We start from the raw sequence: 8,985 nt of genomic DNA on the forward strand, positions 1-8,985 counted from the left end.
CGCCCCCAGATCGCCCAGTTTGTTCCTTGCCTTGCCATTTCCCACGCGTCGCCGGATCGGCCGTTACAACCGCCGACATTGGGCAAGCGGCCTGCTCACCGCTTTACGCCGTCAAAATCGAGTTATTAGAGCTCACCTTAATTTGTTCTGCGGTGGAGGCACAGAATATGACGGTACTAAGCGTCACGGCATCGTCCGATTGTGCTCCAGCCAGTGATCCTTCCACGCCGGTTGATTCCGGCTGTAGCACAGTGGCCAATGAAATGAGCGAGGGAGTTTTCAAAGCTTCGCATCTCACTGCAAAAGGCTTTCGACGACTTTATCCGGCACCCGACAATCTCGACTCTTTGATAGGTGTACGCAATCTAGCAAATTCTATTTTGCTGGAAAAGGCAAAAAATGGCCTGCGTGACGATGTTCATTTTATGGAAGCCAATGGACGGCGTTCGGTAGGATACGACGAGTTTTTTTCGTTATCACCAGTAAAATTTCGGGAGGTCAGGGAAAATTCAGAAACCATTGTTGTCGGACAAGTGGTTTGTTCACGGGCCGGCGTCGAGCGCTTTGAATGCGAGAATACGGATATTGATATTGGTTTGAACTTCGGGATTCATGAACTGACGCCCGAAGCCATTACCTCGATCGAAGTATCGTCCGTGACCTGTGGCGGCGATAGCTGCGCATCTTATGTTATCGATCAGGCTGACGTTATGATGTTGTTGGATCGGAAATTTATTACCAGTAGTCCCCACGCCAACCACAACATCTATACCTTGGTAGTGACGAGGGATGGTACGCCCTTTTCTTTTAGAGAAATTCATTGGGCAGATGGGAAGCTCGATGGCCCTGAAGCGACTTATCTTTACTCCTATGATACGACGGTGAAGCCGTTTGATCTGCCTGAGAACTGGCGGCGAATGAAATAAAATCAACGCCATAAAATAAAATACTATTCTTTCCGCTTCAGGCCTGGACTGCCAAGCACGCTGACGAAAGCATGGAAGCCGGACCCGATACACATCGGTGCTTCGATGCCGCATTTCTAGTCAAAGATGCGCATCCCGGCGTATGGCTGGTCGCGACATTGCGCAATCCTCGAACTGAGCGTGCCGACATGCGCCTCGAGTTGGTGGCCGTCGGGGTCAAGAAAATAGAAAGAGTCGCCTTCGCTCCGGTTCAGCTTCCACTCTTTAACGCCTTCGGATTTCAGCAGCGTCTGGAACGCAATGAAAGCCGATTGCTCGATCGTGAATCCGTAATGCGTATAGCTCGGCGAGTGTTCGTTTGCGGGAGGCGGCTCCAGCGATAGGCAAAGCCAGAGCTCACCCAGCGAAAGATAGGCGCCGGTATCCCATACTGCGTGCAGGCGGAAATTGAGCAGGCGAGTATAGAAATCGAGGCTGCTTGGCAGATTACTAACGGCGAGCGTCAGATGGTTGATCCCGGTTAGCACCAAAACTCCCGACGGTCGAGTTATAAAAGAAGTGAAATTTTAGTAAAAAATATACGTAAAAATTTATTGGATACGTTTTTCTGAAGGCAGAGCGCCCGGCTGGGTTCCCCGCTTGACCTGCTGGGCAAACACGTAGCCGCCGTTGCGCACCGTCTTAATCATCGTCGGCAGGCGGGCGTCGTCGCCGAGTTTCTGGCGCAGGCGGCAGATCTGGATGTCGATGGCGCGGTCGAACGGGTTGTGGACGCGGCCTCGGCTCAGTTCCAGCAGCTGGTTGCGACTGAGTACGCGATTCGGATGCTCCAGAAACAGCCGCAACAGCTGGAACTCCACGCTCGACAGCATGATGACGATACCCTGGGCGTCAATCAGGTGGCGCGCGTTCAGGTCCAGCGTCCAGCCGGGAAAGTGCAGCTGGTCTTCGTCGACGAAGGCGTCAACGCGCGGCGCCGACAGCCGGTTGCGGCCGATGATGTTGCGCACGCGCGCCAGCAGTTCGCGCGGCTCGAAAGGTTTCGTGATGTAGTCGTCGGCGCCGGTTTCCAGCCCGAGCACGCGGTCGCCCGTGGTGCCGCGCGCGGTCAGCATGATGATGGGCAGCGACCAGCGCGGCCGCAGCTTGCGGCACAGCGCCACGCCGTCGTCGCCCGGCAGGTTCAGGTCCAGGATCAGCAAATCGGGCGGGCTGGCGGCGAGTATTCGCCACATCGCGTCGCCGTCGCCGCAGCCACGCGCCCGATAACCGTGGCGTTCCAGATAATCGGCCAGCAGGGTGCGGATGCCGTGATCGTCGTCGACGATGAGGATGGAGGCGGGCGGGGTGGGCAGGGTCATATCGGGATGATAAATGATAATCATTCTCATCTCAATGGAAATTTCAGATTGCCAGCATCGGCGCGCGAGACGGCGCGTCGATATCGCAGGCGGCGCCGGCGCCGCCTAGCGGCTCTGCGCTTTTTGCCGCGCGATTTCGGCGCGCAGTTGCGCGGTGCGCAGCAGGCGCGTGCCGAGCGCGCCGGACTGCGCCAGGTCCATCGCCGCGATGTAGGCGCTGGCGGCGCCATTGTCGGCCGGCGCCAGCAGCGTCAATCGATCTTTCGCGCGCGTGATGCCGACGTAGAAGCGGTTCTGTTCTTCCAGCGCGGCCGCGCCCAGGCGCGGGAATTCGGTCGCGCTCAGGTAGGGCATGATGACGTGCGCGTATTCGAGTCCCTTGATCTGGTCGATGCAGGCGATGGTCACGCGCTGGTGCTGGGCGCTGTCGGCCAGCGCCTGCTCCATCGCCGCCAGCCATTCGGGGAAGGCCGCCAGCGTCACCTCGGCTTCGCCGCAAACGTCGATGAAGCCGGCGATGGAGCGGGTGACGACGTCGGCCTGCGCTTTGTCGACGTAGATGCGGCGCGCTGCTTCATCGAGCTTCATCAGCTGCACCACGTGTTCGAGCGCGACGCCGACGGGCATCTCGTCATCGAGGCCGCGCAGATACTCGACCGCCTGCGCGGTGATGCTGGCGCGCTCGTTGTTGGCCGATTTTTTCAGGTGGTTGTCGAGGAAGCCTTCCAGCATCTCGGGATAGTTGGCGATGTCGATCTTGGCCTGTTTCAGTTCGTCGCGCTGGTAGGGGATCTCGGTGAAGAACACCAGCGCCTCGAAGATGTCGGCGCGCCGCTGCGCGCTGCCGACCCAGTGCAGATTGCGCCGCGCCAGCGCCACCAGGGCGCGCAGCATCAAAATCTCCTGGCTGGCCAGGTAGCTGTGCATCTCGACGAAGCGGTAGCCTATATTGTTCTGGAACAGCGCGTTCTCGACGCGCACCGACTGGTCGCGGTCGCGCAGCAGCACGGCGACGCCGCCGCTGTCGTGGCCATCGGCGTTCCAGCGCCGGATCGCCGCCACCAGTTGCGCCGTGCAGGCGTCGCGGTCGGCCGCGTCGTAGGTCAGCAGGTCGATCTGCGTGCCGCGCGCCAGCGCCGACGCGCTCTCCTTGGCCTTCAGGCTGGCGACGGCTTCGGCCAGTTCCGGTCCGTAGCGGTAGGAGCTGGTCAGCGGATAGCTTTGCAGCTTGGGGAATTCGGCGCCGAAGCGCTCGCGCAGGAACTGGTGGTCGGCGCCGGACCAGGTGTAGATGACCTGGTCCTTGTCGCCGGCGCCGCAGAAAAAGGCGCCGCTGCGCCGTATCAGCATGGTCAAAAAGCGGAACGACGCTTCGTTCAGATCGTGGAGTTCGTCGGCGACGATGACCTGGAATTCGGGCAGCGAGGCGCGCAGTTCTTCGTCGTCCTCCATCAGGCGCACCAGGTCGTAGGTGGCGTCGAAGGCGGCGCGGAAGCGCACCTCGCCGGTGTCGCCGCCGCGCACGCGCTCGTACTCGGCCATCCACAACAGGCTGGTGAGCGAGACGTCGGGCAGCAGGAACAAGCGGTCTTCGATCGAGCCCTGTTCGAATTCGGGACGGTGGAAATCCATGCGCGCCTTGGTGCGCAGTTGCAGCTTCAGGAACTGCATGATGGCCGAGTTGCTGGCGTTGATCGTCAGCGGGTAGCGCTCGGCGTATTTTTCCGCCACCTGTTCCAGCGCCTGTATCGCGTAGGGATACATCGCTTCGTAGCTGTCGAAGGTGTCGGTCGGGTGGAATTCGAGGCCGGCCAGGATGGTGCGGGCGTAGTCGTCGAAGGTGGCGATGGTCATGCGCGCGATCAGGGGCGCGGCGACGCCGATTTCCTTCAGGCGCAGCTTGAGGGCCTGCTTGGCGGCGGCGGTGAACACCAGGCCGAGGATTTTTTCGGGCGCGCGGCCGCGATGCATCGACTCGGCGATGCGCAGCGCCAGCGTGGTGGTCTTGGCCGCGCCGGCGTTGGCGTCGATCAGGATCACGCGCTGCTGCGCGGTCTGGATCGCGGTCTGCTCGGCGGTCGGCGCGATGCGCTTGGGCGTGAATTGGGGCGCGTTCGTGGTACTCAACTGTTCTCCTGATGGGGCGGTACGCGGTTCGCAGTGTAGCACCGGCGGCGGCTGGTCATGGAATGACCGCGCGGATCAAAACGGTATCGCGACACTGCCGGCGTAACCGTCGGGCAGAAGAAGTTCCAGCTGGCGGCAGGGCAGGGGCGCTGGTTGCCATTCTTGAAGCGCGAGGCCGAGGCATTTGAGGCCGGCTTCGCGCGCGGTCCAGGCGGCGGCAAAGGCTTTTGCGCGCTGGCCTGCCGGGATGGCGGCCAAAGTGCGTGCCGCGTCCGGGCCGAGGTAGTCGCGCGCGACGACTTCCCAGTCGGCGACTTCGTGTACGCGCATCAGGTCAACGCCGATGGCGCCGCGCAGATTGACGGCGGCCAGCGAGAGTCCCGATTCGTGGCTGATGGAGATGCCGATGCCGCTTGGCGCCGCAGTCGCAGCAGCCGTTTCGGTCGCGTTGATTCCGGCGCGCGCCGGCGCAGGATTGAGGACCACGCGCGGCGCCCGGCCTTGCGCGGCCGGCAGCGCGATGGCGGCGGGATCGATGTCGAGCACCCGGCTCAATGCCACGCGCACCGCCTCGCGGATTTGAAGGCGGGCGCGTTCGCGCTGCCGGCCTTCGTCCGTGCGCACGGCCAGCACGAAGATATCGTGCGCGCCGCCGCCGGCGTCCGGCGCGGCGTCCGGCCACAGATAGACCGGCAGGCGCTCACCCGGCGCCGTATCGGGCGCCGGCGGATTTTGCGTGCCGCTCCAGTTCATCCCTGCTCCCAACGATATGCGTGATCGCGACGGCCGCCATGGCCGATGCGGCTCAGGCGCGCGCCGGCGCGGCCGGGCAGCCGACCCAGTGCGACGCGGCCGGAATGTGCTCGCCCTTCATCACCAGCGTCAGCGCGCCGAGACGGGCGTTGTCGCCGACGGCGGCGCTGTACAGCACGGAGCTGCGCGGCCCCATGTAAACGCGCTTGCCGATGACGACGCGGTCGATCTTCATCACGCGGTCTTCGAACAAGTGGGTCTGCGGGCAGCTCAGCGCATTGAGTTCGCTGTACTCGCCGATGTCGACGCAATCGAATTCGGTGATGTCGGTGGTGTCGAGGTAGACGCCGCGTCCTATCCTGGCGCCCAGCAGGTTGAAGGCCAGCGGCAGCCACGGCGTGCCGCGCAGGTAGCGCATGAAGTTCGGTACGGCGATGCCCTCGTACAGATTCGTCACGCCCTCGGACAGCCACACGAACGGGGTCCACATCGGCTCCGATTGTTTGCGATAGCGGCCGATCAGCAGCCACTTGAAGCCGACCACGAAGAAGTAATTGCCGACGCCATAAGCGAGTCCGGCCAGCGTCAAGTCCCAGATCACCTCGCCCCAGCGGCCGGCGCCGGCGATCGGCATCACGCCCAGCACCAGCGTGTAGCCGACCGCGATCACCAGCGCGTGCGGCGCGACGATGCGGAACGCTTCGATCAGGCCGCGCCCAAGGCGCCGCAGCGGCGACGGGTGGAAGGTCAACGATTCCGAATAGCCGCTGGTCTGCTCGCGCGCCGGCAGGTTGATCGGCGGGGAGCCGAGCCAGGTGTCGCCGCTGGCCATCTGGTCGTTTTCCGGCGCGTGCGAATGGACGCCGATCAGCACGTGCTCGGGCAGCACGGTGCCGTCCGGGATGTAGGAGCCGTTGCCGACGAAGCTGCGGTGCGAAATGACGGTCGGCTGCATCGTCATCCAGCCGCCGTCGATCTGTTCGTCGCCCAGCATCACGGCGTCGGCGATGAAGGTTTCGTCGCCCAGGGTCAGCATGTCCGGCACCACGCCGAGGGCGGTCGAGATTTCGGCGTCGCGTCCCACCTTGGCGCCCAGCAGGCGATACCAGAACGGCGCGTAGATGGTGGCGTAGATCCCGTGCAGCACATTGAGGCTGGACTCCTGGATCTGGCTGACCAGCCATTTGGCGCAGTAGGTGTTGCTGTGGACGGCCGAGCGGCCCGGCTTCAAGCGCGGCAGCACGCTCCAGCGGATGCCGGCCGACAGCAGGGCGGTGAGCACGATCAGCACCGTGCTGGCGGGGAAGGCCAGCACGAAGTAGCGCAGCAGCTGGGTACTGACGTCGTCGCCCTGGATTTGCGGCAGCCAGCCCGCTTCGTCGAACCAGTCGATCAGCACGAAGCTGGGGAACACCGGCATGAAGAACAGCGTGACGATGACGAGGATGCCGAGCACGAAGAACAGCGCTTCGGCGGCCAGGCGCGCGGCCGTGACGGCGGGGCGCGGCGGCAGGGCGGCCGCGTCGAAGGCGCCGACGTCGCGCGCCGGCGAGCCGCGCCAGATGCGCCGCGCCGGCACGGTCATGCCGTCGCTGAGGGCCGACTGGCCTTCCAGGTGGCCGGCCGTTTCGACCCGGGTGTTCCCTTCGAGGACGGCGTAGGAACTGACGCAGGCGTCGTCGTCGAGCGTGATGGTCCCCAGCAGCAGGCGGCCGCGCTGCACGCGCGCGTTTTCAAAATTGGCGGCGTTGCCGACGCTGACGCCGTCGCCGATGCGCAGCAGGTCCGGCGCGCGCAGGGTCATGGAGCCGATGATGACGTCGTGGCCGATTTTTGCGCCGAGCGCGCGCAACCACCACGTGTACAGCGAGGAGCCGCTCAGCAGATACGCCGGCGCCGCCTCGACCAGGCGGTCGGCCAGCCACCAGCGGTAGTAGGTCAGTCCCCACAGCGGGTAGCTGCCCGCTTGCAGGCGTCCGGCGATCAGCCATTTGCCGCCGATGGCGATGAAAAACTCCATCACCGTCGCCAGCAGGAACACGCCGGCCGAGGCGGCGATCGCGCGCGCCACCGAGTCGCCCGGGTCGCCCGTGTAGAAGTGGTAGGTGAAGAACGGCGCCAGCCACTGCGCCATGCGCAGCGCGACCAGGCCGGGCATGGCGGCCGCCTGCGCCAGCCCGCAGCTCCAGCGCCGCAGCGCCGACGGCGGCGTCCATTCCGCTTCGACGGCGTTGCCGCCCTCGGGCGAGTCGGCCAGCGCGGCGGCGATTTGTCCGACCTGGCGCCGCTGATAAATGTCGCGCACCGTGATGTGGGCGTAGCGTGGATCGGCGCGCAGGGCCGAGGCCAGGCGCGCGGCGAAGAAGGAGTGGCCGCCAAGGTCGCTGAAGAAATCGGCGTGGCGCAGTATCGGCTGGCCGGGGAACAGCGCGGCCAGCGCGGCGAACAGCGCCACTTCGGCCGGCGTTTCGGGCAGGTCGGAATCGGCGGCCACGCCGGCCGGCGCGGCGCTGAGCGGCATCGCCTTGAGCGCCTTGCGGTCGATTTTTCCGGAGGTCAGGCGCGGCATGGCGGCCTGCATTTCGTAGCGGCCGGGGACCATATAGGGCGGCAGCACGGCGGCCAGCGCGTGGCGCAGTGCGCTGTTCGACAGTTCGGCCGCGCCGTCGGGCACGAGGTAGGCCACCAGCTGGTCCATGCCGTCGTCCTTGCGCAGCAGGACGGCGACCGTGCCGACGCCGGGCTGCTGCGCCAGCACCGCTTCGATCTCGCCCAGTTCGACGCGGAAGCCGCGGATTTTCACCTGGTCGTCGGCGCGGCCCAGGCACACGACCTGGCCGTCGGCGTCGATGCGCGCCAGGTCGCCGGTGCGGTACAGGCGGGCGTCGTGATGGCCGCTGCTCCAGGGGTTGACGAGGAATTTGTCGGCCGTCAGGTCGGGCCGGCCCAGGTAGCCGTCGGCCAGTCCGGGGCCGGTGATGCACAACTCGCCGATGTCGCCGCGCGCCAGCAGCGACAGCGCCGGCGCCGGTTTGCCGCCGTCGGCGCCGTCGTTCACGGCGATCACCAGCAGGCCGTAATTGGGCAGCGGCGTGCCGATGGTGACCGGCTGCGCCGGCCGCAAACTGGCCAGGCTGGCCGACACCGTGGCCTCGGTCGGGCCGTAGGTGTTGAACATCAGGCGGCCGTCGCGCGACCAGCGCTCGACCAGCGACTCGGGACACATCTCGCCGCCCAGGTTAATCAGGCGCAGGTTGGGCACGTCCGCCACGAACAGCGCCAGCAGCGTCGGCACCGCGTGCAGCACGGTGACGGCGTTCTCGGTCAGCATGCGCGGCAGCGTTTCGGGATCGCCGCTGACGTCCTTGGGGCCTATCCACAGCGTCGCGCCGACCAGATAGGCGATCCAGATTTCTTCGAACGACATGTCGAAGGCCACCGAGAAGCCCTGGTAGACGCGGTCGTCGGCGCGCACGCCGAGCACTTCGTTTTCGCTGCGCAGGAAGTGGCAGATGCTGCGCTGGGAAATCAGGATGCCTTTCGGCTTGCCGGTCGAGCCGGAGGTGTAGATGACGTAGGCCGGCGCGTCCGGCGAGACGGCGCCGCGCCGCGCCAGCGTGGCGCCGGCGGCCGGCGGCATCAGCAAATCCTCGGCGCTCCACACGGGCCGGCCGATGCCGGCCAGGCGCGGCGCCAGCGCGGCGCAGGTGACGACGCCGGCGCCGTCGGCGTCGTCCAGGCACACTTGCAGGCGTTCGACGGGCGTGTCTTCATCGACCGGCAGCCAGGCCGCGCCGGCCTTGGCGATCCCGGCCTGC

General features: G+C 65.3%; 6 protein-coding genes. 1 reads left to right on the top strand and 5 read right to left on the bottom strand.

Features of this window, described 5'->3' with window-relative positions:
* The coding region (locus Q0S71_RS02450; RefSeq protein WP_295990812.1) for a hypothetical protein at positions 1-926 on the top strand (926 nt) is incomplete at its 5' end.
* Positions 927-1,042: 116 nt separating this feature from the next.
* Here the strand turns inward: Q0S71_RS02450 and Q0S71_RS02455 are convergent.
* The 5 genes from Q0S71_RS02455 to Q0S71_RS02475 all read right to left on the bottom strand — a co-directional run.
* Complete coding sequence (locus Q0S71_RS02455; RefSeq protein ID WP_295990813.1) at positions 1,043-1,453, bottom strand: VOC family protein; 411 nt, start codon at positions 1,451-1,453, stop codon at positions 1,043-1,045.
* Between the two features lie 63 nt (positions 1,454-1,516).
* Positions 1,517-2,311, bottom strand: a complete 795-nt coding sequence (locus Q0S71_RS02460; RefSeq protein ID WP_295990815.1) for a response regulator transcription factor — start codon at positions 2,309-2,311, stop codon at positions 1,517-1,519.
* Positions 2,312-2,392: 81 nt separating this feature from the next.
* Positions 2,393-4,414, bottom strand: a complete 2,022-nt coding sequence (locus Q0S71_RS02465; RefSeq protein WP_295990818.1) for an ATP-dependent helicase — start codon at positions 4,412-4,414, stop codon at positions 2,393-2,395.
* Positions 4,415-4,489: 75 nt separating this feature from the next.
* Positions 4,490-5,167: a 4'-phosphopantetheinyl transferase superfamily protein gene (locus tag Q0S71_RS02470; RefSeq protein ID WP_295990821.1), complete on the bottom strand. Its 678-nt coding sequence runs from the start codon at positions 5,165-5,167 to the stop codon at positions 4,490-4,492.
* Positions 5,168-5,219: 52 nt separating this feature from the next.
* The coding region (locus Q0S71_RS02475) for a Pls/PosA family non-ribosomal peptide synthetase (RefSeq protein ID WP_295990823.1) at positions 5,220-8,985 on the bottom strand (3,766 nt) is incomplete at its 5' end.

It is taken from the genome of Rugamonas sp. (assembly GCF_025354735.1).
Lineage (GTDB): Bacteria > Pseudomonadota > Gammaproteobacteria > Burkholderiales > Burkholderiaceae_D > Rugamonas.